20 protein-coding genes are annotated in these 23,912 nt (G+C 62.6%); 4 read left to right on the forward strand and 16 right to left on the reverse strand.

Annotated features, from left to right (window positions below):
* Positions 1–115: 115 nt before the first annotated feature.
* The 10 genes from tolR to HHL24_RS04855 all read right to left on the reverse strand — a co-directional run bounded on the left by tolR (position 116) and on the right by HHL24_RS04855 (position 12,622).
* Positions 116–544 carry a protein TolR gene (gene tolR / locus HHL24_RS04810; protein ID WP_169484302.1) on the reverse strand — a complete coding sequence of 143 codons (429 nt, stop codon included), beginning with the start codon at positions 542–544 and terminating at the stop codon, positions 116–118.
* 1 nt (position 545) lies between these two features.
* Entirely contained in the window at positions 546–1,364 is an 819-nt protein-coding gene (locus HHL24_RS04815) for a MotA/TolQ/ExbB proton channel family protein (RefSeq protein WP_169484304.1), read from the reverse strand.
* 43 nt (positions 1,365–1,407) lie between these two features.
* The gene (locus HHL24_RS44755; protein ID WP_169484305.1) at positions 1,408–2,199 is read right to left on the reverse strand and encodes a TonB family protein; all 792 of its coding nucleotides are present in this window, start codon (positions 2,197–2,199) and stop codon (positions 1,408–1,410) included.
* 51 nt (positions 2,200–2,250) lie between these two features.
* Positions 2,251–3,888: an arylsulfatase gene (locus HHL24_RS04825; protein ID WP_169484306.1), complete on the reverse strand. Its 1,638-nt coding sequence runs from the start codon at positions 3,886–3,888 to the stop codon at positions 2,251–2,253.
* A gap of 340 nt (positions 3,889–4,228) precedes the next feature.
* Positions 4,229–5,761 (reverse strand): ABC transporter permease, encoded by a 1,533-nt coding sequence (locus HHL24_RS04830; protein WP_206002716.1) that lies wholly within the window; start codon positions 5,759–5,761, stop codon positions 4,229–4,231.
* Positions 5,762–5,912: 151 nt separating this feature from the next.
* A complete protein-coding gene (locus tag HHL24_RS04835; protein ID WP_206002717.1) occupies positions 5,913–8,351 on the reverse strand; it encodes a TonB-dependent receptor in 2,439 nt (812 codons plus the stop codon).
* 42 nt (positions 8,352–8,393) lie between these two features.
* A complete protein-coding gene (locus HHL24_RS04840) occupies positions 8,394–9,470 on the reverse strand; it encodes an ABC transporter substrate-binding protein (protein ID WP_206002718.1) in 1,077 nt (358 codons plus the stop codon).
* Positions 9,471–9,587: 117 nt separating this feature from the next.
* Positions 9,588–10,520 carry a TauD/TfdA dioxygenase family protein gene (locus tag HHL24_RS04845; protein WP_169484307.1) on the reverse strand — a complete coding sequence of 311 codons (933 nt, stop codon included), beginning with the start codon at positions 10,518–10,520 and terminating at the stop codon, positions 9,588–9,590.
* A gap of 388 nt (positions 10,521–10,908) precedes the next feature.
* Positions 10,909–11,781: a Crp/Fnr family transcriptional regulator gene (locus HHL24_RS04850; protein ID WP_169484309.1), complete on the reverse strand. Its 873-nt coding sequence runs from the start codon at positions 11,779–11,781 to the stop codon at positions 10,909–10,911.
* 286 nt (positions 11,782–12,067) lie between these two features.
* Complete coding sequence (locus HHL24_RS04855) at positions 12,068–12,622, reverse strand: cytochrome b (protein WP_230417329.1); 555 nt, start codon at positions 12,620–12,622, stop codon at positions 12,068–12,070.
* Positions 12,623–13,348: 726 nt separating this feature from the next.
* On the opposite strand from HHL24_RS04855, the gene HHL24_RS04860 reads away from it, so the two are divergent.
* Together HHL24_RS04860 and HHL24_RS04865 are read left to right on the forward strand one after the other, a co-directional pair.
* Positions 13,349–13,741 carry a hypothetical protein gene (locus tag HHL24_RS04860; RefSeq protein ID WP_169484310.1) on the forward strand — a complete coding sequence of 131 codons (393 nt, stop codon included), beginning with the start codon at positions 13,349–13,351 and terminating at the stop codon, positions 13,739–13,741.
* A gap of 78 nt (positions 13,742–13,819) precedes the next feature.
* Entirely contained in the window at positions 13,820–14,068 is a 249-nt protein-coding gene (locus HHL24_RS04865; protein ID WP_169484311.1) for a hypothetical protein, read from the forward strand.
* Positions 14,069–14,203: 135 nt separating this feature from the next.
* Here HHL24_RS04865 and HHL24_RS04870 read toward each other — a convergent pair whose 3' ends face one another.
* From HHL24_RS04870 to mprF, 5 genes are all read right to left on the reverse strand, one after another.
* Positions 14,204–14,452, reverse strand: a complete 249-nt coding sequence (locus tag HHL24_RS04870) for a hypothetical protein (protein WP_169484312.1) — start codon at positions 14,450–14,452, stop codon at positions 14,204–14,206.
* 384 nt (positions 14,453–14,836) lie between these two features.
* Positions 14,837–16,009: a 4-hydroxybenzoate 3-monooxygenase gene (locus HHL24_RS04875; RefSeq protein ID WP_169484314.1), complete on the reverse strand. Its 1,173-nt coding sequence runs from the start codon at positions 16,007–16,009 to the stop codon at positions 14,837–14,839.
* A 478-nt stretch (positions 16,010–16,487) separates the two neighbouring features.
* On the reverse strand, positions 16,488–18,059 hold the full coding sequence (gene ilvA, locus HHL24_RS04880; protein WP_169484315.1) for a threonine ammonia-lyase, biosynthetic: 1,572 nt from the start codon (positions 18,057–18,059) through the stop codon (positions 16,488–16,490).
* Between the two features lie 294 nt (positions 18,060–18,353).
* On the reverse strand, positions 18,354–19,619 hold the full coding sequence (locus HHL24_RS04885) for a virulence factor family protein (protein WP_169484316.1): 1,266 nt from the start codon (positions 19,617–19,619) through the stop codon (positions 18,354–18,356).
* Positions 19,616–22,168 carry a bifunctional lysylphosphatidylglycerol flippase/synthetase MprF gene (mprF, locus tag HHL24_RS04890; protein WP_230417345.1) on the reverse strand — a complete coding sequence of 851 codons (2,553 nt, stop codon included), beginning with the start codon at positions 22,166–22,168 and terminating at the stop codon, positions 19,616–19,618. Before mprF ends, HHL24_RS04885 begins: the two co-directional genes overlap by 4 nt.
* Before the next feature lie 526 nt (positions 22,169–22,694).
* Here mprF and HHL24_RS44530 point away from each other — a divergent pair.
* Positions 22,695–22,826, forward strand: a complete 132-nt coding sequence (locus HHL24_RS44530) for a hypothetical protein (protein ID WP_268966682.1) — start codon at positions 22,695–22,697, stop codon at positions 22,824–22,826.
* Between the two features lie 155 nt (positions 22,827–22,981).
* Entirely contained in the window at positions 22,982–23,524 is a 543-nt protein-coding gene (locus HHL24_RS04895; RefSeq protein ID WP_169484317.1) for a PaaI family thioesterase, read from the forward strand.
* A 152-nt stretch (positions 23,525–23,676) separates the two neighbouring features.
* Here HHL24_RS04895 and HHL24_RS04900 read toward each other — a convergent pair whose 3' ends face one another.
* Entirely contained in the window at positions 23,677–23,826 is a 150-nt protein-coding gene (locus HHL24_RS04900; protein WP_169484319.1) for a hypothetical protein, read from the reverse strand.
* Between the last annotated feature and the right edge of the window lie 86 nt (positions 23,827–23,912).

Here is a 23,912-nt window from a genome sequence, read left to right on the forward strand (position 1 = left end):
CCAACCTGTTGCCCATCCCGTTGCCCATCCCGTTGCCCTACTCATTGTCCGCTTCATTGCCAAACTCATTGCCCACCTCACTGCCGAACTCAACACCAAAACTCATTGCCAAAACTCACTGCGCCCCGACCGGTTCGGATACCAACGCGATCTTTGTGAAGCCGGCCTCGTTGATCTCACCCATCGCCTGCAACACGTTGCCGTACGGCAAGCCTTTATCGCCACGAATCTCGACACGCCGTTCATGATCGCCCGAGGTTTCACGCGTCAGCGTGCCGACGAGTTGCGTGCCGCTCACCTGCGTTTTATCGACATACACTGAACCGTCGCGCTTCAGACTAATCGCCACCGGCGGCTTGTCTTCGCTGAGCGGTTTCGCTTTGGCGGTGGGCAGATCGACTTTCACGCCCTGCGCCATCAGCGGCGCGGCCACCATGAAGACGATCAGGAGTACGAGCATCACATCGACGAGCGGCGTCACATTGATCTCGCTGACCGGCGCGGCGATGCGTCCAGCTTGCGCGGCGGGAATGCGGGCGGCCATCTCAAGCACCTCCGGTGACGGTGCGAATGGCGGCATGCAATTCAGGGCGCACGTGCTTCTCGTGAACCGCGTGCTCATGGCGCGCATGGTCGGTCGAAGCATGCTCGGCATCCACCACAAAATCCCCCGCCTCCAGTTGCCTCGACAACTGCACTTCGACGAGTCCCGTCAGCGTATCGAGACGGTTCGCATATGCGTTCAGATCGCCCGATGCGCGGTTGTAAGCCACCACCGCTGGAATCGCGGCAACCAGCCCGAGCGCGGTGGCGAACAGCGCCTCCGCGATGCCCGGCGCGACCACGGCAAGACTGGTGTTATTGCTCGCGGCAATCCCCTGAAACGCGTTGATGATCCCCCACACCGTGCCGAACAGGCCGACGAACGGCGCGACCGAACCCACCGTCGCAAGCACCGGCAAACCGCGCTGCAGTTGCTCGATTTCGACGCCGCGCGTAATCAGCGCGACCCGCGCGACGCGCTCCTTGAGGCTCTCGCGGCCCGACTCGCTGTGCTGCAAACCCTGCCGCCAGGTTTCGCGCCACTCGCCGACCACGGCGCGGTAGACGCGTGCAAACGGATCCTCGGCGAATTCGCTGAGCGCCGTCGTGAGTTGCGCAAGCGAGCGCTGCGCCTGCAATAGCTCGAGCCAGCGCGCGGCACGCCGCTGCAACGCCCGAAAGCGAAACAGCTTGTCGACGATCACGCCCCAGCTCGCCACCGATGCCAGCGCCAGCAGCACCATGATGGATTTGACGATCAGATCCGCTTGCGCGAACAGCTGCAGCGGCGAGAGATGAGCAGCAACATTGGCAGGGTTCATGGCAGTTCTCCAGAATGCGTCAGAAGGTGAAGGTGAAGCAGAATCAGTCGGTCAGTTGATAGACGATCGTGCCGGCAAGACGGTAGGCACTCGCGCCGAGATCGGGCGGCTTCGGAAATGGCGCAGCTGATTTGATCGCTTCGCGGGCTGCGTCGTCGAGCAGATCGCTGCCCGAGGATGTGATGTCCAGATGCACCACGTGTCCTTCCGCGTCGAGCGTGAGCTTGTACGCGATGCGGCCTTCCTCGTGACGCAGACGCGCGGCACGTGGGTAGCTATCGGCGGCGTAGCGGTTGATACGCTCGAATACTTTCGCGACGTAGTCGCTTGGGATGCCATTCGTGTCGACCACGCGTGGCTTCGACGGCGCCGCGGTTTCAGTGGCCGCAACGGGCGCCGACGGTGCTGCAACGGGTTGTGCGACGCTCGGCGCCTTCGAGATAGCCGGTGCTGCGGACGGTGCGGGCGCGGCATGCATGGCCTGCGTAATGACCGGCGCGGCGTGCGCCACCGGACTCGCATGCTGCGGCTGTGGGGAAGCCGGCCTCACCCGTGGCTGCGCCTTGAGTTGCTGTGGCGGCGTCACAGGCTGCGCAGGTTGCGGCACCACCAACGGCTGTGTCGCCTCAGGCCGCGTCAACGTCAACTCGATGGTCCGCGCACGCGGCGGCGGCTCCGGCGCATGCGACCATACCAGATACAGCGCGGCGAACAGCGCACCGTGCAGCACCACCGATACCGCCGTGCCGGTCCGCGCATGACAGCGCCGCGCGCCACCCGGCTCTCCGGCGAACGGCGCCCCAAGCGCGGGTTCGTACAACGTTGATGTGCTCACGTGGGCATCCTCCTAAGCGGTAGCGGTAAGCGCGCCGTCATCGTCAAGCGCTCACCCGAATACGCGCGTGACTTCCTGCACGCCGTTCTCCACGACGTACGCCTGCCAGTGGTCGAGCAAAGCGGCGAGCTTTTGGGGTTCGTCGGCGGCACGATCGCGGGTCTCGCCCGGGTCTTGCGCGAGATCGTAAAGCTGCCATGCGCCCGGCCCGACCGGCTGCGGGATGAACACCGCTTTCCAGTCGCCCTGCCGCACCGCGCGCATGCCGAACAATTCCCAACCTGTGACGCGATGCGCGTCGTGCACGGCGTCTGAACTGCGATTCAGATACGGCAGCAGCGAGGCACCCTTCGGCTGCGCGACCGTGCGGCCTTTGTACGTGTTGCCCGGATGCTTCACGCCCGCGAGTTCGAGCACGGTGGGCACAACGTCCATCACCGTGGAAAACGCGTCGCCGATCTCGCCCTGACGCGCGAGTACCGGATAGTGCGCGAACGCGACCACACGAATCCCGCCTTCAGTCGTGAAGGCCTTATAGAGCCGTGACGGCGCGGTCGCCGCCTGGGCCCAGCGCGGTCCGTACCACACATACGAATTGCCGCGCCCGACGTTGGGCAGGCTGTTGTCGTAGTGATCGCTGATGAACTGCTGCAGGTTCGGGCCGAACACCGGCAGTGCTTCAAGCAAGGCGCCCTCCGCGCCGTTATCCGACAGGAACAGCACGAAGGTGTTGTCGAGTTCGCCGGTCGCTTTCAGATGCTCGATCACGCGGCCCACGTTCCAGTCCAGGCGCTCGACCATTCCTGCATAGACTTCCATCGTGCGCGCCGAGAAGTCCCGTTCGTCGTCAGTGAGCTGATCCCATTCGGCATTGCGCGCCACCACCGGGTGCGCTTGCACGTTTTCGCCGAGCAAGCCGAGCACGCGCTGTTTGGCGAGCCGCTCTTCACGCAACGCATCGGGACCGGCTGCATAACGGCCACGATAGTGCTCAACGGTTTCAGCCGGCGCCTGCAACGGCCAGTGCGGCGCGGAAAACGGCAGATAGGCGAAGAACGGGCGGCCGTCGTCGGGACGTTCGTCGAGGTATTGCAGCAGCTTGTCCGTGAACGAGTCGGAGGAATAGAAGTCTTCCGGCAATTCGTCGACAAAACGGTTGTCTTCGACGTACAACGAGCGCGTCGAGCGATGCAGACGCGGTTGCTCGGCGTCGATCGCGACGGGCTCGAAGCCGTAGTGATTCGCCGCGCCCGGCAGCAAGGCGAACGAGCGCTCGAAACCGCGCGCCGAGGGTGCGCGCTCCAGCGTCAAGCCGAGATGCCATTTGCCGGCCATCGTCGTGAAGTAACCGGCATCGCGCAGCAGTTCAGGCAACGCGACCACGCGGTCGTTCAGATAGCCCTCATAACCCGGCTTGCCCTCGAGTTCCGGTGACAACGCCTCGGCCATCGTGCCGATCCCGGCGATGTGGTGATCGGTGCCGGTGAGCAACATCGAACGGGTCGGCGAGCAGGCCGATGCCGTGTGGAAGTCGGTGAAGCGCACGCCTGCGTGTGCGAGCGCGTCGAGGTTGGGCGTCGCGATCTCGCCGCCGAATGCGCCGAGGTCGGAGAAGCCGAGATCGTCGGCGACGATCACGAGGAAGTTGGGGCGCTTTGATGGTGTGCGCGCTGCCGGGTCAGAAGACATGGTGTTCCTTGATGAAGGTTTCAATCACTGAGATCGATTCGCTGTTAAGCCGTTGTCAAGACGCTTTGAAGCCGGTTTGACGTCGCTTGGCCGCTTGGCCGCTTGAGCCGCTTGCGTTGCTTGAGCCGCTTGAGCTGCTTGAGCTGCTTGAGCTGCTTGAGCTGCTTGAGCTGCTTGGGGCTGCTTGAGGCTGCTTGAGGCCGCTTGAGGCCGCTTGAGGCCGCTTGAGGCCGCTTGAGGCCGCTTGAAGCCGCTTGAAGCCGCTTGAAGCCGCTTGAAGCCGCTAAAAATCGTCCTTAAATCCGCTGCAAATCGGGAGTAACGTCAAAACAAATCTGCTTTACCTCGGTCCGCGCCAGCGTGTCGCCGACGCTTCGAGCCGTCCGCCGAGCCAGCCGAACAGCGCACCGAGCGCGCCGACCACCACCGCAGCGCTCAACAACCGATCCATGCGGAACAGTTGCTGCGCATCGAGCATGAAGCTGCCGATACCCACGCCTGACGGCATGAAATACTCCGCGCCGATCGCACCGAGCCACGCATAAACGAGCGCCAGCCGCAGCCCGGCGAACACACCCGGCACGATCGCGGGGAGAATCAACCAGCGCAGCCGCTGCGCGAAATCAAGCCGCAGCGTCTGCGCGACTTCGGCAAGTTGCGGCGAGAGGTTTTCAACAGCGCGAGCGGTCGCCACCACCATCGGGAAGAAGGCGGCAAGCGCGACGAAGATCACCTTCGCAAGATCGTCGATACCGGCCCACGCGGTGAGAAGCGGAATCCACGCGAAGATCGCCACCTGGCGCAGCGCGGCGAGTGTCGGACCGACGGTGCGCCGCAGCGAGGCGGTGAGGCCGAGCGCGAGACCAGACAGAACGCCGGTCGCCGTGCCGAGTGCGAGCCCTTCGATCGAGCGCAGCAACGTGTGCAATAGCGGGACCGGCAATGCGCCGCTTTTCACGTCGTGCCATGTGCTTGTCAACACAACTAGCGGTGCCGGCAGGATACGGGCATCGACCCAATGCTCATGCGCGGCCACGCTCCACGCGAGTACTGCGAGCAGCGGCAGCAATGCGCCGTAGCCATATGCGAGCCAACCACGCCGTGCATGTGTGACGTGCTCGGCCAACGCGACGCGCGGCCAGCGGACCACGCGCCGATCCAATGCATGAATCCCGTAATCCATTGTGAAACCGATCACACCGATCACCGCGATACAAACGAACACCATGTCGAGCTGGAACATCTGCCGGCCCCACACCATCAGGTAGCCGATCCCTTCGGACGATGCGAGCAGTTCGACCGCGATCAACGTGAGCCAGCCCTGCGCCAACCCAAGACGCAGCCCCGTCAGAAACGGCGGCAGCGCAGCGGGCACGATCAACAGGCGCAGCTTCTGAATGCGCGGCAAACGTAACACCGCCGCCATCTCGCGCAGGCGCGGCGGCACCGCGCGCACGCCGAGTTGCGTATGAATCGTCACCGGCACCAGCACCGCCTTGAAAATCAGCACCACTTTCAGCGACTCGCCGATCCCCAGCACCACCATCAGCAGTGGGAGCCACGCGAGCGTCGGAATCTGCGCGAGCGCGTAAAAGCTCGGTGCGATCACAGCGTCGAAGGTGCGGCTCGAACCCATCGCGGCACCGAGCAGCGTGCCGCCCAGCACGCCCGCGGCGAGACCGAACGCGAGGCGTCGCAAGCTGATGAGCAGATTCGCCACGAGGTTGTCCCCGAGCAGTTCAGCGGCGGTTTGCCAAACCAGTTCGGGCGTCGGCAGAATCTGCGGCGACATCCACTGATGATGCGATGCGAACCACCACAACACATAAAGCAACACCGGCAGCGTCCAGGCAGACAGGCCACGCCAACTCACCGCACCTGCGCCGCGTGGGCTGCGCGCGCGGTGTTCAGCTGTTGATGGCGACGGTGCTGACGGCCACCACGACAATCGCGTCGATGGCTGATTCGAGGTGGATAGAGTCGGTCTCAAAGTCGTGGTCCGTGAAGAGCGGCCGCCGGGCCGTTCAATAGTCGTAGCGCAGCGTTGCGCCGAACATCCGCGAGTCGCCCACCGAGGCCGTGTACGCGCCGTTGTACGTCGCGAACGAGGCGAGGTAATAACGCTTGTCGAACAGATTGCGCGCCCAGATCGACAGATCCCATTGATGGCGTCCCGAGGCCAGACGCCAGCCAGTCGCGACGTTGACGATGCCGTAACCGGGCAGCTTGCCGTACTGCGAATCGTCGAGCGTGCCGTACTGATTCGAGCGCAGCGAGTAAGCGGCAGCAAAGTATTCGTCGATGTCGTGCGCGAGGCGGAACTGGTACTGCGCGCTCAGGTTCAGGATCCAGCGCGGCGCGCCGGCCACCGGTCGGCCAGTAAGACTGCAGGTTGCTTTGGGATTCGGGATCGCCACTTCCGACGGGCACGGTGCGTTCTCATACGACGTGTACGTTGCGTCGATATACGAGGCGTTGAGACCCAACGTGAGGTTGCGGATCGGCATCGCCCGGAGATCGATTTCGGCACCGCGGCTGCGTACGTCGGCGGCATTCGAGAGCACGGAGATCACGCCGGTGGGCGTCGCGACAAGACTCGTTGCCTGATAGCCGCTGATCTGCGTCCAGAACAGATTGGCGTTGAGCATCAGGCGGTGTTCGAGGAATTCGCTCTTGATGCCGAGTTCGGCGTTATTGGCGCGCTCGGGTCCGACAATCAACGAATTTGCCCCTTGCGTCGGCGCGGACGAAACCGCCATGTTCACGCCGCCCGACTTTTCGCCGTGCGACAGCGTCGCGTAGCCGAGCACGTCGGGTGCGAGCTTGTAGCCGAAGTTCAGGAGCGCCGACGGGCTCACATTCGACAGATGCAGATCGCCCGACGCATACGCGCCGATCACGCTGTTGCGCACGGCCTGCGCGGCGGGACCCAGGGTTGCGCCGCCAATAGGCGCATTGCGGTTGACGTCGGCGGTTTTCTCTTCATACGTGCCGCGCACGCCCGCGGTCAAATCAGCGCGCGAATCGATGTGCCACGTGCTCTGCGCGAACAGCGCGAAGCTATTGGTGGTCATGTGCGCGGGCGCCGTCGAGGTCGTGTTGTCGAGCGCACCGATGTCGCGGCCGAGGATCACCGCGTCCGCGTCCGGGCCATAAAACGCGAACGTGTTGTTAGTCAGCTGCTGATAGAAGTAGTACGCGCCCGCCACGTAGTCGATCGGGCCACCGGTGGGCGACGCCACCCGGAATTCCTGCGAGAACTGGTGGTCGTTGACCGACACGCCGGTGTCGATGATCGCCGGCTTGTTCAGATTGTCGTCGTTGGCCGGGTCGAAATGCCAGAAGCGGCCAGCGGTGATGGACGTCAGCGTAAAACCGCTTGGCAGCGTATCGTTCACTTCGACCGACAATCCGCCCTGATGCACGCTCACGTGCTGACGCGAGTCGAGATTGACCTGGTATAGCGAAGGATTCGTCACCGGCGTTGCGCCGATCGACGCTGCCCGCCCGAGGAACTGATTCACGCCGTTGATCGTCGGGCCAAGACCGTACAGCACTTGCGTACCGTAGCTCGAATCTTCGGTGTTGTAGTCGGCAATCACTCGCACGTTCAGATCGCCGGTCGGCTTGAACAGCAGTTCGCCGCGTCCACCTTCACGCGTGCCGCCGTTCAGCTGCGAACCGGTGTACAGGTTCTTGATATCGCCGTCGTCATGGCTGCGATACAGTAGCAGGCGCCCCGCCAGCGTGTCGGTGATCGGACCGGACAGCACCGCCTTGGTCTGCACATAGCCGCGCTGACCGATCGATTGTTCGAGCGATGCTTCAGTCGTAAACGTCGGCCGTTTGGTCGTGATGTTCAGAATGCCGGCCGTGCTGTTCTTGCCGAACAGCGTACCTTGCGGACCACGCAGCAATTCGATCTGGCTGATGTCGAGCGCGTCGAACACTGCCATGCCGGGGCGTCCCAGATACACGTTGTCGAGATACACGCCAACGCTGCCTTCCAGGCCGTCGTTCGCCGGATTGTTGCCGATGCCCCGCACGGAGATACTCGACTGCCGCGCATGAATGTACGCGACGTTCGTGCTGGGCAAGGTGTTTTGCAAATCCTGCACGCGGTAGTTGCGCTGCGCTTCGAGGTCGTCACCGCTCACGGTCGAGATCGGCGCCGGCACTTTCTGCACGTTTTCCTTGCGGCGGCGGGCGGTCACGACCACTTCCTTCAGTGCCGCCGGGGCGGCTTCAGTGCCCGCTATGACGGCGGTGCCTGCGGTCGCGACCTTGCCCGTGCCGGTGCCCGCTTTGGCGACCGATGCTGCCGATGCTGCTGAAGGTGCCGCTGCTTTGGCATGCTCCTGCACGCCGGGCGCAAGACTGACGTCCTGTGCCCAGGCGGCCGTTACCGGCAGCAAAGCCGCTGCCATCAAGGTCAGACGTCGGTGAGTTTTATTGTTTTTCATCGTGTAGTTTTTCTTGGAGCGTGACGTGCATTCAGCCCGTGTTTAGATCGACTTGTCGGCCTGGCCGAAGGCGCGGTACGCCTGCCAATGATTCGTGAGGTTGAGCTCACGCAGCGCCTGGGTCAGATAGGTGCGGTCTACCCACTGATCGACGTCGAACGGACGACGAATCAGCCCCTGTTGCTTCGCGGTATCCACATCGCGTTTGAAGGCGTCGACGAAATAGGTGTCCAGCAGCGGCGAGAACGTCACCGCCGGATCGCTCGCTGCAAGTTCATTGCGCCATACCGTTGCCGGTGCATTCGCCTGGTCCTGCTCCAGTGCGATATAGGCGTCGAGGTTGTGTTTGTCCGAAAGCCATTGCGACGCCTGCACGACGGTGCGCACTACGCGCGTCGCCAGTTCCGGATGTGCCTTGAGAAAGTCCGACGATGCCACCAACCCCGCCTTCAGCGTGCCGACGCCCTGTTTTCCCTGGGTGCTGACGGGTACGTCGGCGAGACCCTTGTCACGCAGCACGAACACGCCGGACGAACCCCATAGTGCGTCGATGCGGCGCGCAGCCAGCGCCGCGGCCGCCGCGTTCGGATCGAGATTGACCACACGGAAATCACGCTCGTTCAGGCCTTGCGCACGCAACACGCTGTCGAACGACAGTTGCAGCGCGGTGCCGCGAAACACGGCAACCTGTTTGCCCTTCAACGCGTTCAGATCAGTGACGCCCTGCCCCGGCACGACCGCGAGAAAGCCGTTGATGTCGCGACCCAGCGCCGCGATCAGACGCGTATCGAGTCCGTTCGCCCGGCCGATCACGCCGGCCAGATCGCCGAGAAAAGCCAGATCGACCTGATGATTGGCGAGCGCCTCGTTGATCGCCGGGCCCGCGCCCTTGAAGAAAGTCCAGCGCACTTGCACGCCGTCCTTCGCGAACTCCTTGTCGAGCAACTTGTTGACGTAAATGACGTCAACCACGCCTCCGCCGGCCGGCTTCGGTCCTGCGCTGATGTCCGGCACGGCGATGCGGATCACCGTTTGCGCAGCGACGAAGCCGGGGGCGGCGAGCAGCCACGCCAGCGCGGCAAGCAACAACGGCGTGGCCCATTTGATCGAGAGGTTCACGGGTTCTCCTGGAGTTTCGTGAGGATGGATGTGGCAAGCGCTCGGGCCGCGTGACGCAAGCGGTGTGAACAGCGTGAGCGGCCCGCGAGGTTTAAGCGGCCTTTTTAGGCGGCCTTTTTAGGCGGCCTTGACAGCCGGATTCGGTTCGACGCTGCGCGTAAAGCTGCGGCGACCGTCGACGCTCACCGGCACGTCGCCCTTCAGGGTCACGCGACGCACCACACGGTGAGCATCGCCGTAGTCATTGACGGCGTAGTGCTGGGTCGCGCGGTTGTCCCAGATCGCGACGTCGCCTGCCTGCCAGCGCCAGCGCACGATGTTCTCGAGGCGCGTCACGTAGGCTTGCAGCAGTTCCAGCAAATGCGCCGACGCACTTGGCGTGAGGCCGACGAAGCTCTTCACGAAGTGGCCGAGAATCAGCGTTTTTTCGCCGGATTCCGGATGGACACGCACGACCGGATGTTCGGTCTCATAGCGCGTCGACACGAATACTTCGCGATAGCGTTTGCGCGCCTCGGCATCGCGTCCGCGCTCGCCGACGTTGGCGTAGTTCGCGTAGTCGTATTCATTGCTGTGCACCGCCCACAGTTGCTCGGCGAGCGCCTTGAGCGGCGGCGGCAGATCGTCGTAAGCGGTGGCGGTGTTGGCCCAGACGGTGTCGCCGCCCACTTCCGGAATCGTCACGCCGCGCAGGATCGACGCTTGCGGATACGCGTCGACGAACGTCACGTCCGTATGCCACGAATTCGCGCGGCCGCCGCGATGTGAGTCGAGTTCAAGCAGATAGTCGGTGCCATCCACCACCGGCACCGTGGGATGCGAGACCGGTTCACCAAGCAGCTTGGCGAAGGCTTCCTGATCGGCGTCCTGTAGGTGCGTCTGGCCGCGGAAAAAGATCACCTTGTGGCGCACCAGCGCGGCGCGAATCGCTTCGACGGTTGCGGGTTCGAGCTGGCCCGACAGGCGCACGCCGCGAATTTCCGCGCCGATGCGGCCGGTGACGGCATGAATGTCCAATGCGTTGGACGTCGCGAGATTGAGATTCGACATACGATGCAACTCCTAAGTGTGAGGACGAGACAGGTCAGCGCGCCACGGGGCACGCGGGGCGAAAATCTTTATCTGAAGGTGGCGGCGGCTCGAACCGGCTGAGCGCGGGTCAGCTCAACAGCGGGTCGTGCCGAATCAACACGCCGGCAATATGCCTGCCATCAGCAGCGCGTTGAACATGCCGGACAGGAGCGGCGACACGACGACGCCCGGAACCACGCGGAGGGTGGTTCGCGGCGGGCGGCTGAGTCGGCGGTATGGGGGTGAATCAACACTTGATTGGCTCTGTCTGCTGAATCGATGAGTCATTATCGACAGAGTCGGGGCCGCGAATCTATCGCGCTTTGGACACTTGATAGAAGGGCTTTTTATATCGTTATGAGTTTTCTCACGCGGCCTCGCTCACTTCCCGCAGTGCGTCCATATCGATCACGGTAATCCGGCTATAACGCACATCCACGATGCCTTGCTGCACGAGCCAGCGCAGTTCCTTATTGATACTTTGCCGGGAAGCGGCCAGTAACGCGGCGAGGTCCTCCTGCGACAGCTTGATCGACAGCTCCACGCCCCGCTCCGTTTTCTTGCCATGCCATTCGGCAAGGCCAAGCAACTGATCCGCCAGGCGCGCACGAAATCCGGCGAGTGCCGTCTTGCCCATGCGGCCGTGCAGCGCGCGGCTTCGCAAGCAGATCAGATCGAGCACATTGCGCAACAGCGCGGGCTCGCGAGCAAACAGTTCGAACAAGGCGCTGGCGGGAATGTGGAACAGCGTCGTCGAGCCGTGCGCGCGCTGGTCGTGCATCGAGCCGCGCCGGTCCATCACCGGAATGAAGTTGATGACTTCGTTCGGCCACATGTACACCGCTACCGCGCGCACGCCGGCCGAGTTGGTCCAGCTCATTTCGATCGCACCGGAGAGCACCACCTGGATGTCGTCGCACGGTTCGTCGCGCGCGAAGATCAGTTCGCCGTTGGTCCAGGTGCGCAATTGGCCGGCGTCGCACAATGCGTCGATTGCATGGGGCGGCCAGCTTTTCAGGCATGGATTGGCAGTGAACGCAGCGTGGATCGCGTCACGAACGTCCACGTCGAGCGAGCGGCCGTCACGCCGCGACGACAGCAACGGCGCGGGCCGCGTGGGAGGCAGCCCCGCAGAGAACTCCGCGGGCGGCCGCCCCGCGGATGGCCGCCCCGCGGAGGGTCGCTCCGAGAATGGCCGCCCCGCGGAATCCAGCTTGAATGCTTCGATAATTGTGCTCATGGCTGACCGGCAAGAGATGCGGTTGGACTTGAATGACTGACAGGCAGTCGATCCTCCGATCTAACCAGTGTTGGCGCCGCGCGTAAAAGACTTGTTTTTTATGTGCTTATCACGCACTCGGGAGTGGCGATCGCGCGTGGATGCCATGACGTCGAAACCGCCATTATCCAGGCATCGGGAAAGGTAATCGGCGCCCCGCCTGGCCACCGACGGAAAGCGGCTGGCATGCAGGCGACAGGCGCTCAAAAAGACGGCGAGTAACAAGCGGCTAACGCACGCTAACGGGTCACGGCAGCATCCGCTGCAATGTCTGGTCCTTGAGCACGAAACGATGAAACAACGCCCCTGCGATATGCAGTGCGATCAGTGCGAACAACACCCAGGCCAGATAGCCATGGATATCGCCCATTTCATGCCCGACTGGTGAGCCAACCGGCGAGATGCTGGGATACGGCAACACGCCAAGCAGCTTGACGGACCATCCGCGCGAAGACGCATTCGCCCATCCCAGCAAAGGCACAGCCACCAGCGCGAGATAAAGAAGACCATGCGTGACATGTGAAACGACACGGAAGAATGGCGAGAGCGATGCAGGTGCTGGCGTGTGCGTGAAACGCCAGACGATTCTCACCACTACGGCTGCAATCAACGTTGCCCCCACGCCGAGATGCCATGCGATCAGACCGTCGGGCCGCGTGCCTTTATGAATATCCGGCATGGTCCAACCGATCACGAACTGAGCAGCAATCAGTAACACCACCAGCCAGTGAAGAAATTTGGCTATGCCGTCATAGCCTGACGCATTGCGTGAGAAATTGACCTGGTCCGAACGCATGATCATGAGAAAGTTTTAGCCGCAGTTAATCCATGGGATGGGGAGCGCTTGTTTGCGCCGAAGGTACACAAATTCTTAGCGTACTCGCTAATCATGCTACGGATCAAACCTTAAGAAAAGCTGATGCCGCGTCTGACGATCTCGTTCAGGCGCAGGAGGCGGCAATACATCGGCAAAGGAACAGCGACCGCGATGAAAGTGCAAACGGCGCCCCATCACGTCGGCCCGCGTCCCGAGTCTGCAACTGAATGTATCCATCAGGCATACGCTTATCGACCTGTCACACACTGCATGCTCCAGTTGTTCATACGCACGCGTTTCAACCTGCCTGAGCAAGCCGAATGCATGAAGGCCCGACCTTTTTCATAGCGCGTTCAACGGGTTGCCCACGGACTTCTCGCCCACGCAACAGCTAATCGCAACGCTGCACCGTATCCCCATACCAGGACATGGACGTGGCCGACATGCGAAAAAACCGACACGTCCTGTTACACACGAACACACCGGTAATCCAGCCGCTCAGTAGAGTTCGATCACACGCAAAAGGGAGAGCAACTTCATGAAACGAATTTTCGCGCTGGTCCTGTTGGCTGTCACCCTCGGGAGTGCATTGGGCGGTTGCATCGTCGTCCCCGAGGGCGGTTATCACGATCACTACCACGATCACGACCATTACTAAGCGCTGCCCGCGCGGCGCACACCACACTCAATCGTAAAAACCGAGAATAAAACATGAGCAATTCACGAAGCCGCTGGCTGTCCATGGCGATCGTTGCAGGTCTGGGGATCGGCGCATCTTCTGTCGCGCTGGCGCACGTCGATGTCGGCGTAAACATCGGCATTCCGGGCGTGGCCTATGCGCCCGCGCCAGTCTATGCCCCGCCTCCGCCCGTGTACGCACCCGCTCCGCCGGTGGTGGTGGTGAGTCCTGGCTGGTACGGCGAGCGTTATTACGACGGCCACCGCTATTGGGAACGACGCGAGTGGGAGCAACGCCATCACGAACGCGAATGGCATGACGCGCGCGGCTATCGCGACGGCCCGCATGGCGACTGGCACGACCACGGCGGCGAGCACGGCGATTGGCACGACCATGGCGATGATCACGGCCGGGGCGATCACTAAGGCATGGGCCGTGGCGGTGTCACCGGCGCGGCCGGCCCGCGCTTGCATTCGCGCCACACCTTTTGCAGGAGCGACGATTTGCTACGCAACGATCCACGGCGTGTAACGGCACAAATCGACGGCGCGGTGATTTCCGCCGAATACAGCGAACTGACCGGCCAATTGTGTTTGCGTCAGGACGGCGCCGTGCTTCGCGAATGGTTTCCACCTCATTCGTGGATCGCGATTGCATCGGTGGCCGGCGCGCGGCACTGGGGTACGCGGCCCACTGACGAGGACCTTCGGGCCTTGCTGCGCAACGAAATGACCCTGTTGCGCACGCAATAGCCGCGCGATGGACAAGAAAAAAGGCCGGCCATCGAACATGTTCCGATGACCGGCCTCTTACAGTCGACTCGCAGATAGTGAACGAGTCGAACGGCGCCGCGATGATCCGCGTATTTCTTTTTGCCCTTAACGTGCTTAACGTGCGTTATAGATCGGCGGCGAATAGGAGCTTACCGCCGTATCGTTGCCGTGCCCGGCTTGCCACGTGCCACGGCTGCCCGAACCATAACCGCTGGTATCGGCCTGACGAGCGCCCTGCTGCTCGGAGACTTGCGCCTGCGCGCCGTGCGTGTTTTGCGGGGCCGGCTGATTCGATTGCGCGAACGAAGCAATCGGGGCGCCAAGAACAACTGCAATAGCAACAGCTTTGATGAGCGATTTCATGAAAACCACCTCCATAGATTGATCGGTACGCGCTGCGGATGTGACGCGTGGTGCAGCCGATTGAGGCAGTGTAGGAGCGGATCGGGCGCGGATAAATCCCCCATTCATGAATTCACTGTTGCTTTTGACACGACAATGGCAGAAGCCCGCCCATCAATGGTTTGCTGGCGTGCGCCGGGTCCAGCGGAGTTCGTCTGATTGAAAGAAATCGGCGCGCATTCTATAAACACTGGCTATACAAAACTGCGCGCACAGATCGCCGTTGTTATCGCAGAGCAGCAATCCATTCCTTCATTCCCGAAGCGACGCATACAAGGTTCGAGGGCGCAGCGCACCGCCACCGAGTATTTCTCGCTTCACCCACCGCAGCCCACTCACGCATCCTTATACCGCGGCGACGCCCACGTAGTTCTCCGCCATTGCGGTAGCCGCCGCACGCGACGTGGTCACGTATTCGAGCTCGGCCACCTGCAACTGCTGTTCGAACGGCGATGCGCCTTCAATGCGGTGCATCATGCTCGTCATCCAGTACGAGAAATGCTCGGCACGCCAGATCCGTTTGAGCGCGGTTTCGCTGTAACCGTCCAGCAGATCGGTGCGATTTTCGACGTAGAAGGCGTCCAGCGCTTTGGTCAACACACGCACGTCGGCGACGGCGAGGTTCATGCCCTTCGCACCGGTGGGCGGCACGATATGCGCGGCGTCGCCGGCGAGGAAGAGCCGGCCATGCTGCATCGTGGCCGACACGAAACTGCGCATGCCGACGATGTTCTTCTGGAAGATCTTGCCGTCCACGATTTTCTGGCCGTCGTGCGAATCGACGCGTGCGTGCAGTTCGGCCCAGATTCGGTCGTCGGACCAGTTGTCGACGGAATCCTTGGGATCGCATTGGAAATACATGCGCTGCACGTTCTGCGAGCGCGTGCTGACCAGTGCGAAACCGCGCTCGTGTCGCGCGTAGATCAATTCGTCCGATGACGGCGGCCCTTCGCACAAAATGCCGAACCAGCCGAACGGATAGACGCGTTCGAAGTCTTTGCGCAATGCCTGCGGAATCGATGCACGCGACACGCCTTGCGAGCCGTCGCAGCCGATCACGAAGTCGCATTGCAACTCGCACGCTTCACCTTCGTGGCGATAGCGGATCGACGGCTTGTCGGTATCGATGCCGTGCAGCGATGTGTCCGTCACGCCGAAACGCAAGGCTCCGTCGGCAGCTACGCGCGCGGCGACCAGATCCTTGATGACTTCGTGCTGCGCGTAGACCGTGATCGAATGGCCAGTGAGTCCGGTCAGGTCGATACGGCGCCGCTTACCTTCGAAAGCCAGTTCGAAGCCGTGATGCAGCGCGCCTTCAGCCTTCATGCGCGCGCCAACACCGGCCTCGGTGAGCAGGTCCATCGTGCCCTGTTCGAGCACGCCGGCGCGGATGGTGGATTCGATCTGTTCGCGGGTACGCGATTCGAGCACGACGGAGTCGATGCCGCGCAAATGAAGAAGATGGGAAAGAAGCAGGCCCGCAGGCCCGGCGCCGATGATGCCAACTTGGGTGCGCATGAGTTGTCTCCTGAATGCGGCGTTGATTTGCACGCAGTTTGACAATCATGTGCTGTATCGCGCAACGCGATATGGTAGATAGGCTGTATCTAGTTTTGAGATAACAGGCGCATCTGTCTGGACCGTCACGCCGCGCACAAATGCGTCATACCGTTACCCAGACGGCGATTGCGCTTATTCGACTGAGTGGTGGCCGTCCATATCGTTTTGCGAGGACTCGAGGTAAACCCTAGCCGGTTTACCGATCTCGGCAAGCAGCTCCGCGGCACGCCGTGGCCTTCTCGTCGTTCTTCACTGCCGAACGCGCGTGTTCACGAGAGCACCACAGCGTGCAATGGCGGATCGACTACACAAGCGTTACGCGTGAACTCGTTGCCTACCGAACCACAACGTGCCGCTGTCGAGACAACGTGTTGAGCAACAGCGTCGCCTGTCGCCATGCGCCGCGCTGCCAACTGCCACCTGGCAAATGCCTTGTTTACGCGAGGAACAAGCGGTACACGGGGTTTTTCGTCTCTTCCCAGTACGGATAGCCGAGCGTCGTCAGAAAGCGTTCGAACTCGCTGTTCTCGCTCTCCGGCACCTGGATACCGACCAGGATCGAACTGTAGTCCGCGCCCTGGTTGCGGTAGTGGAACAGGCTGATATTCCAGTTCGGCGCCATCGACGACAGGAACTTCATCAGCGCGCCCGGCCGCTCGGGAAACTCGAAGCGGAACAGGCGTTCGTCATGCGCCAAAGGCGAACGGCCGCCGACCATGTAGCGGATGTGCTGCTTCGACAGTTCATCGAAGGTCAGATCGACGGTGGCAAAGCCGTGTGCTTCAAACGCACCCGCGATCTGCGCCGATTCGCTGCGATTGCGGATCTGTACGCCGACAAAGATATGGGCTGAATTCGCGTCCGCAATTCGGTAGTTGAACTCGGTGACGCTGCGCGTACCCACCAGTTCGCAGAACCTGCGGAAGCTGCCGCGCTCCTCAGGGATCGTCACGGCGAACACGGCTTCGCGCGCTTCACCGACTTCAGCACGCTCGGCCACGAAACGCATGCGGTCGAAATTCATGTTCGCGCCGGACGTGATCGCGATTAGCGTCTGGTTCTCGAGACCTTCGCGCTCGGCATATTGCTTGGCCCCAGCCACGGCCAGCGCGCCAGCTGGTTCAAGAACGCTGCGGGTGTCCTGGAACACGTCCTTGATCGCGGCGCACAGCGCATCGGTGTTCACGAGCAGTACGTCGTCGAGATATTCGCTGCACAGGCGGAAGGTTTCCTCGCCGACCAGCTTTACCGCGGTGCCGTCCGAGAACAGGCCGACTTCATTTAACGTCACCCGTTCGCCGGCTTTTAAAGAAGCGGCCATCGCGCACGAGTCATCGGTCTGTACGCCGATCACCTTGATTTCCGGGCGCACCGATTTCACGTACGCAGCCACGCCTGCCGCCAGTCCGCCGCCGCCGATCGGCACGAAGATCGCGTGGATCGGGCCCTGGTGCTGGCTGAGAATCTCCATCGCGACCGTGCCCTGGCCGGCGATCACGTACGGATCGTCGAACGGATGGACGAAAGTCAGGCCGCGCTCTTCCTGCAGTTTTACCGCGTGCCCGTACGCATCGCTATAGGACTCGCCGAACTGCACGACTTCGACCGTCGCCCCGCCATGCGCGCGCACCGCATCGACCTTCACCTGCGGCGTTGTCACCGGCACAACGATGATCGCCTTCACGCCCATCCGTGCCGCCGACAGCGCCACGCCCTGCGCATGATTGCCCGCCGACGCGGTAATCACGCCCCGCTCCAGCGCGTCCGCCGGAATGTGCGCCATCTTGTTGTACGCGCCGCGCACCTTGAACGAGAACACCGGCTGGTTGTCCTCGCGCTTCAGATAAACCGGATTGGAGAGCCGCGCCGACAGATTCGGCGCCCGTTCGAGTTCGGTCTCGCGGGCCACGTCGTAGACGCGCGCGGTCAGGGTTTTCTTCAGGTAGTCGTGGCGCAATGCCACGCTATCAGCGGCTTCTGCAGCCCGTTTGAGTTCGTGTAACGGCAAGGCAAGCTCCTGTGCGGCAAGGACAAATCAACAGAGAGGTCACCAGGAGGCAGGCAGAAAGCGGACATAAAAAAACCCGCCTCGTGGGGCGGGTTTTTGTCACTGCGTGTCACTGTTATCAGACGCGCTAACCCACCATTCGATGAATGGTGCTAATAATCAGCGCAATACGGATGTCGAGGCAGTTCATGTGTTCGATCTTCGTTGACTTGACAGGCTTTGTCAATCCCTGTTTTGGCGACGCGCAGTTGCGGGCCGCGCGCCACTGCTGGCGACGCGCGTCATGCACATGGCCTAATCACGCACACCGCTTTGCTTCCTGAAAGCGTCCAGAATGCGCCGCTCCAGCGCGTTGTAGTCGCGGCCGAAGTGATGATCTCCCGACGTACGAATCACCGTGATGCCGCTTTGGGTAAGCGCCGGACACAAGGTGTCTTTCTCGTTTTCACCGTAGAAGCACTGCACGATTGCAGGCGGTACACGCGTCAATTCGGGCTGCACCTTCAAGGCCTTATCGCTCGCCGGCATGCCAAGCCAGCCGCCCACACGGATCTGGAAATCGGCGTCGGGTGCAAAGCCTAGCAACGCAACCAGCGACACTTTCGCGCGCAGCGTTTCAGGCAGGCGGTTATAGGCGAACGGCATCACGTCGGCGCCGAACGAATAACCGACGAGCGCAATATGCTCCGCGTGCCAACGCGCCCCATAGGTCTGCATCACGCGCGCGAGATCGTGGCTCGTCTGCGCCGGCGTCTTTTCGCTCCAGAAATAGCGGAGGCTGTCGATGCCGATCACCGAGACGCCGTCTTTCTGCAAGGCGAGCGAGATGGTCTTGTCGAGATCGCGCCAGCCGCCGTCGCCGGAAATCACGACCGCCATCAGGCCGTTCGGATGCGCCGCCGGCAATTCGATCAGCGGCAGATCGGAGACGTCGTCATCGTTCGTCGACATCATCTGCAAATGCGGCGTCACCATCGCAACGAGTCGCGTGCGATCGCCGTTGCCGGGCGCCGCCTTTTCGACGAAGCCCGGCACCTTGTCGCGGATGATCGTCGGGTCCGGCGGGCACGGTTGAAAGCGCGGATCCAGATTGCGCTCGGCATCCACCGAGACCGCACCGGCCACCGTATTCGACGGCGCCTGTTCGAGCACATGCATCGCAAGCGTCGCGCCCTGCCCCGTACCGGCGACGATCGGCGCGAAATAGCGGCTCGATTGCGATTGCCGTTCGAGTTGATGACTCAAGGCTTCAGCATCGCCCACCAGTTGATGGCAGGCTTCTCTTTTCGCACTCAGATTGGCCACATAGCGCGCGGTGTCCACGCCGACAGTCAACGCGCCGGCCTTGGCGAGCGCGTCGGCGGTTTGCTGGTCGGCTGCACTCCAGCCGGAGGCGGGCGAGTAAAGCACCACGAAGCCGCGCAAGGGGCCGACCGGCTGTGTCACCGTCACGTCGCCATAACGGCCGCCGGACACGGTGGTGGTCGTCGCAAAAGCGGCCGCGCTGCCAACAACGAGGCTCGCCGCAAGGGCGAGCTTATAAAACGGATGCAATGTCATGAACGCCGGCCTCCTGCCAGCAATGACAGGTCCGCGAGCGTGAAGAACACGCCCACCGAACCCGACGCCGCGAGATAGCGCGGTTCCCAATGCGGCTGGAACTTGCTCTTGAAAGCACGCAGTCCGCGGAAGTTATAGAAGCGGCCGCCGAAGCGCCACACGATGCCCGCCAGCCGATGCCAACGCGATGCGAGCGGTGTCGGCTGCATGCCGGAGAGCGGCGCGATGCCAAGACTGAGCGAGCGGAAACCCGCCTGCTTCAGATGCAGCGCCAGTTGGGTGAACAGATACTCCATCGCATACGGCGACGCGCTTTCCACGTGCCGCATCACGCCGACCGTCGCTTCGGTGTTCATATCGGTCGTCATGAAGGTCACAAAAGCGGCCGGCTCGCCGTTCTGGCGCACCAGCATCACGGATTGCGCGGCGAGGTACTCGTCGGTGAACGCGGCCACCGAGAAGCTCTTTTCGCGCGCGTCGCGGCTATCGAGCCAGCCGTCGGAAATCTCACGCAACGTTTCGAGTGACGCAGGCACGTCGGCCTGATCGATCACTTCGACGGTAAAGCCGTCACGCTCGCCACGCTTTAACGCATAGCGAAGATGCGCGCGATGCGAGCCCTTCAGGTCGAAATCGTCGAGCACGACGTGGGCTTCTTCGCCGAGCTTCATCAGCGTGAGGCCGGCGTCGAGATAGAGCGGCAAGGCATTGGCGCGCACCTGATAGAACGCCGCGCGGCCGCTGTGCGCATGCGCGAGCGCGACAAACTTGCTGATCAAACCGGCCCACTCCTCGCGCGGACCGACGGGATCGTGAAGCGCGGCCCACGTGCGGCCATTTTTCGCATACATCAGGAAGGCTTCGCGCGATTCGGAAAAGAGGAAGCTCTTGTCGCCCATCAGCGCGAGACCGGCGTCGCTACGCTCCTGGGCTCGCACGATGCGCGCCGCGTCCTGCAGATCTTGCGGCGCGGGCATGACGAAACGACCCGCCGCGGGGCGCAGCAACTGCCAGAACGCGAACGTTGCGGCGAACAGGCTCGCAGCCAGCGTCGCGCGCAACGCACGCGGGGCGCGTTCGTCGAACGCGAATTGCCACCACAGGTCGCGTGTGTACGGCACGTCGCGGAACGCAAACAGCATCACCCAGACGGCGAGCGCGAGCACCATCGCCACCGACACTAGCCAGCCCGCCGTAAAGCGCTCGGCAAACAGCGACGAATGACGGTTGAAACGGCGGCGCGTGGACAGCAGCAGCGCGATCAGCATGCCGAGCACGCCCGCTTCCACGAATGCAAGACCTTTGGTCAGCGACAGCGCGAGGCTCAGCACCGCCAGCAGCAAGGTCATCCACCACGCGGCATCCAGACGCCGCAGCAAACCACGCGCGACGAACAACAGCAGCACGCCGAGCACGCTGCACAGCATCTGCGAGCTTTCGAGCACCCACAGCGGCAGTACGTCGCGCAGAATGCGGATGCGATGCCAGAACGCGGGCGTCGCGCTGGAAATCACCAGCATGCCCCCGACCACGAAAGTCACGAGGCTCAGAAACAGCGGCGCGAGTTTATATGCACCTGCCGCGTGCCGCAGCGGCAAACGGCTTTTCAGCGCGCGGCCTTCGAAGCCGGCGAGCAGGGCCGCCGAGACGATCAGCGGGACGCCGAAGTAAATCGCGCGATAGGCGAGCAGCGCCGCGACCATCTGATGCGTTTGCACGCTGCCGTTCAGCGTGAACACCATTGCTGCTTCGAACACGCCGACGCCACCAGGCGTGTGGCCGATCATGCCGAGCAGCATCGCGGCGGCATAGACGGTGATGAAGGTCACGAAGCTGACGTCCGCATGCGGCAGCAGCGCCCACAACGCGAGGCCCGCGGCCACCACGTCGAGTACGGCGAGGGCCACTTGCGCGAGCAGGTCGCGGCGCGCCGGGATATCAAACGACAGCCACTGCCAGCGCGTGCGGATCGGGCGCGTTTCGCGGCGGCAGGCGGCAGCCGCGAGTCCGAGCACGGCGAGCAGCGCAGCGCCGCTCCAACGCAGCGTGAGCGGCGGGAGATGCAGCATCGCCGCGAGCGGGTCCGCGAGGCATACCATGCCGAGCGCCGTCATCAGCACCAGCGCGAGCGCCAGTGAAACGCTCGTGAACACGGTCATGCGGCCGATCTGCGCGGGCGTGACGTCCGACACTCCGTAGACGCGCGCACGCACGGCGCCGCCCGTCAACGCGCCGAAACCGGTCGCGTTGCCGAGCGCGGAGCCCGCGGTCGCGCCGATCCACAGCGCCGCGCGCGGCACCGTGGCGCCGAGGTAGCGTAAGCCGACTGCATCGCGGCCGACCAGCGCGATATAGCTGAGCGCGGTCGCGCCGAGCGCCGCGGCCCACTCGCCCGCCGTCAGGTGCTGCAGTTGGCGCACGACCGAGCGATAGTCAACCGCTTGCGAGAGATGTTGCAAGACGACCAGCAGCAGCGCGCAAATGACGAGTGCGAGCACGGGCGAGAGGATGCTCCATTTTCCAAGCGTGTTCGATACACGGTCGAACATCGCGCCTAGCCGGTCGAACTTATTGTTATATCGGTGGAACATGGTCAATGCGGGCCTTGCGTAGTGTCGCAGCGACGGGTCGTCTGCCACGGCGTCGCCTTACTTCGGCGATTACAAATGGATAACGGCAAAGTGTTGAAAAGGTTGACAGTGTCAGCCAATGTCATTCAATTCGTCGGGTTTTAACCTGGGCCGGTAGTTGAAGCTGAACACGCTTCGCGGCATGACAGAGCGCATGACTGAGCAATTCGCACCGATAAAACGGTCGATATTGCCGATTGGCTTGCCGTGCTGATGAGGACCGCCACGCGCGACAAGAGGCTGGATTTTAAACGCTTATTGAAGAGCGCGAGACGAAGATTCGACGTCGCGCCCGCATCGCGCCGATACCGAACGATCGCGCACTGATTTAAAGACTGATTCGCTCCATCAAGATTCCCGCCTCGCGTGCCGTAATCGAGAGCAATAGCACGATGGAATGTCGGGTTTTCGCGCCGGGAATGGCGGTAATTGAAGGGAAATGAAGATGGCAGATCAAGATTGGGTAATGGCCGGCGTGTATCTGGTCGGGCTGGTGTCGATTGCGCTTTTGATGAGCGCGCTGTCCGCGCGAGCGACCCACGTGCGGCGCGCGGTGGCGTCGCGTACCAGAGACTAACGCACGGGCAATCCGGACCTTATGTGAAAGACACTGGCGCTGCGCGTGCCGGCGATCCAGAGGCAGCCCTCCAGCGCCCTGAAGCGGTTTGATGCTCTAATCGATGACGATGCATCGATTCCGCAGCACGCTTCCCTCAGGACAGGAGACACAGATTGACGAACGAAAATCAACTCGAACGCTGGCTCGCACGCGAGCAGGAAGTATTGGCAACGCTTAACGCCGGACCGGGCCCCGGCGTCGCAAGCCCAGAACAGGTGGCGGGCAAGACCGGCCTGGAAGTCATGCAGGCGATGATGAACGCGGAACTGCCCTACGCCGCCATCGCGCGCACGCTGGACTTTACGATTGTCGAAGTCAGTGCGGGGCACGCGGTGTTTCAGGGCACCCCGCTCGCGCAGCATCTGAATCCCCTGGGCACCGTGCATGGCGGCTGGATCGCCACCTTGCTCGATTCCGCGCTAGGCTGCTCGGTGCACACCATGATGCCGCCGGGCCGTGGCTACACCACCGCCGAGCTGAGCGTGAATTACGTGAAAGCGGTGACACCGCGCGTGCTACGCGTGCGTGCCGAGGGCCAGGTGATTCATTGCGGACGGCAACTGGCGACGGCGGAAGCTCGCCTGGTCGGCCCCGATGGCACGCTCTACGCGCATGCCACGACGACCTGTCTGGTATTCGAGATTCCGGGCCGGTAAAGAGGCGATCAATACTGTCGGCTGCTCGCCACGGTCGGTAGCCCGGAGACAATCCGGCGACACGGCGGACGGCCCGGCGACTGGCACTGCGCATACGCGCGCCGTGCTTTGCCGTGCAGCGCCTGTGCTGACTCTGGCGCCGCGTAGAACGCTTACTGCGGGCGGCGATACGCTTCGGCAATCACAGCGCAGTTTTGCAGATGCAGGTTGAGCGCATGCAGAGTCAGCGCGCGGAGCTTGCCCAGCCATGTGTTAGCGGCGGGTGCAGTACGGGCGGTAGCGGCGTTAGAAGCGGTGTTCATGGTGGACTCCTGTATAGGGTTTATACCTAGGCAATAACCCGATTATAGTCCTCTCGTGCCGCACCGCAACAAATATCAAAAATGTC

Source organism: Paraburkholderia polaris, assembly GCF_012927345.1.
In the GTDB taxonomy this organism is placed as follows: Bacteria; Pseudomonadota; Gammaproteobacteria; order Burkholderiales; family Burkholderiaceae; genus Paraburkholderia; species Paraburkholderia polaris.

What these genes read in the sequence shown, in the direction of transcription:
- HHL24_RS04875 (WP_169484314.1), bottom strand. Translation starts at nt 16,009, where the DNA reads ATGCGCACCCAAGTTGGCATCATCGGCGCCGGGCCTGCGGGCCTGCTT.
- HHL24_RS04815 (WP_169484304.1), bottom strand. Translation starts at nt 1,364, where the DNA reads ATGAACCCTGCCAATGTTGCTGCTCATCTCTCGCCGCTGCAGCTGTTC.
- HHL24_RS04850 (WP_169484309.1), bottom strand. Translation starts at nt 11,781, where the DNA reads ATGAGCACAATTATCGAAGCATTCAAGCTGGATTCCGCGGGGCGGCCA.
- HHL24_RS04860 (WP_169484310.1), top strand. Translation starts at nt 13,349, where the DNA reads ATGAGCAATTCACGAAGCCGCTGGCTGTCCATGGCGATCGTTGCAGGT.
- HHL24_RS04845 (WP_169484307.1), bottom strand. Translation starts at nt 10,520, where the DNA reads ATGTCGAATCTCAATCTCGCGACGTCCAACGCATTGGACATTCATGCC.
- HHL24_RS04870 (WP_169484312.1), bottom strand. Translation starts at nt 14,452, where the DNA reads ATGAAATCGCTCATCAAAGCTGTTGCTATTGCAGTTGTTCTTGGCGCC.
- HHL24_RS04900 (WP_169484319.1), bottom strand. Translation starts at nt 23,826, where the DNA reads ATGAACACCGCTTCTAACGCCGCTACCGCCCGTACTGCACCCGCCGCT.
- HHL24_RS44530 (WP_268966682.1), top strand. Translation starts at nt 22,695, where the DNA reads ATGGCAGATCAAGATTGGGTAATGGCCGGCGTGTATCTGGTCGGGCTG.
- HHL24_RS04885 (WP_169484316.1), bottom strand. Translation starts at nt 19,619, where the DNA reads ATGACATTGCATCCGTTTTATAAGCTCGCCCTTGCGGCGAGCCTCGTT.
- mprF (WP_230417345.1), bottom strand. Translation starts at nt 22,168, where the DNA reads ATGTTCGACCGTGTATCGAACACGCTTGGAAAATGGAGCATCCTCTCG.
- HHL24_RS04855 (WP_230417329.1), bottom strand. Translation starts at nt 12,622, where the DNA reads ATGATCATGCGTTCGGACCAGGTCAATTTCTCACGCAATGCGTCAGGC.
- tolR (WP_169484302.1), bottom strand. Translation starts at nt 544, where the DNA reads ATGGCCGCCCGCATTCCCGCCGCGCAAGCTGGACGCATCGCCGCGCCG.
- HHL24_RS04835 (WP_206002717.1), bottom strand. Translation starts at nt 8,351, where the DNA reads ATGAAAAACAATAAAACTCACCGACGTCTGACCTTGATGGCAGCGGCT.
- HHL24_RS04825 (WP_169484306.1), bottom strand. Translation starts at nt 3,888, where the DNA reads ATGTCTTCTGACCCGGCAGCGCGCACACCATCAAAGCGCCCCAACTTC.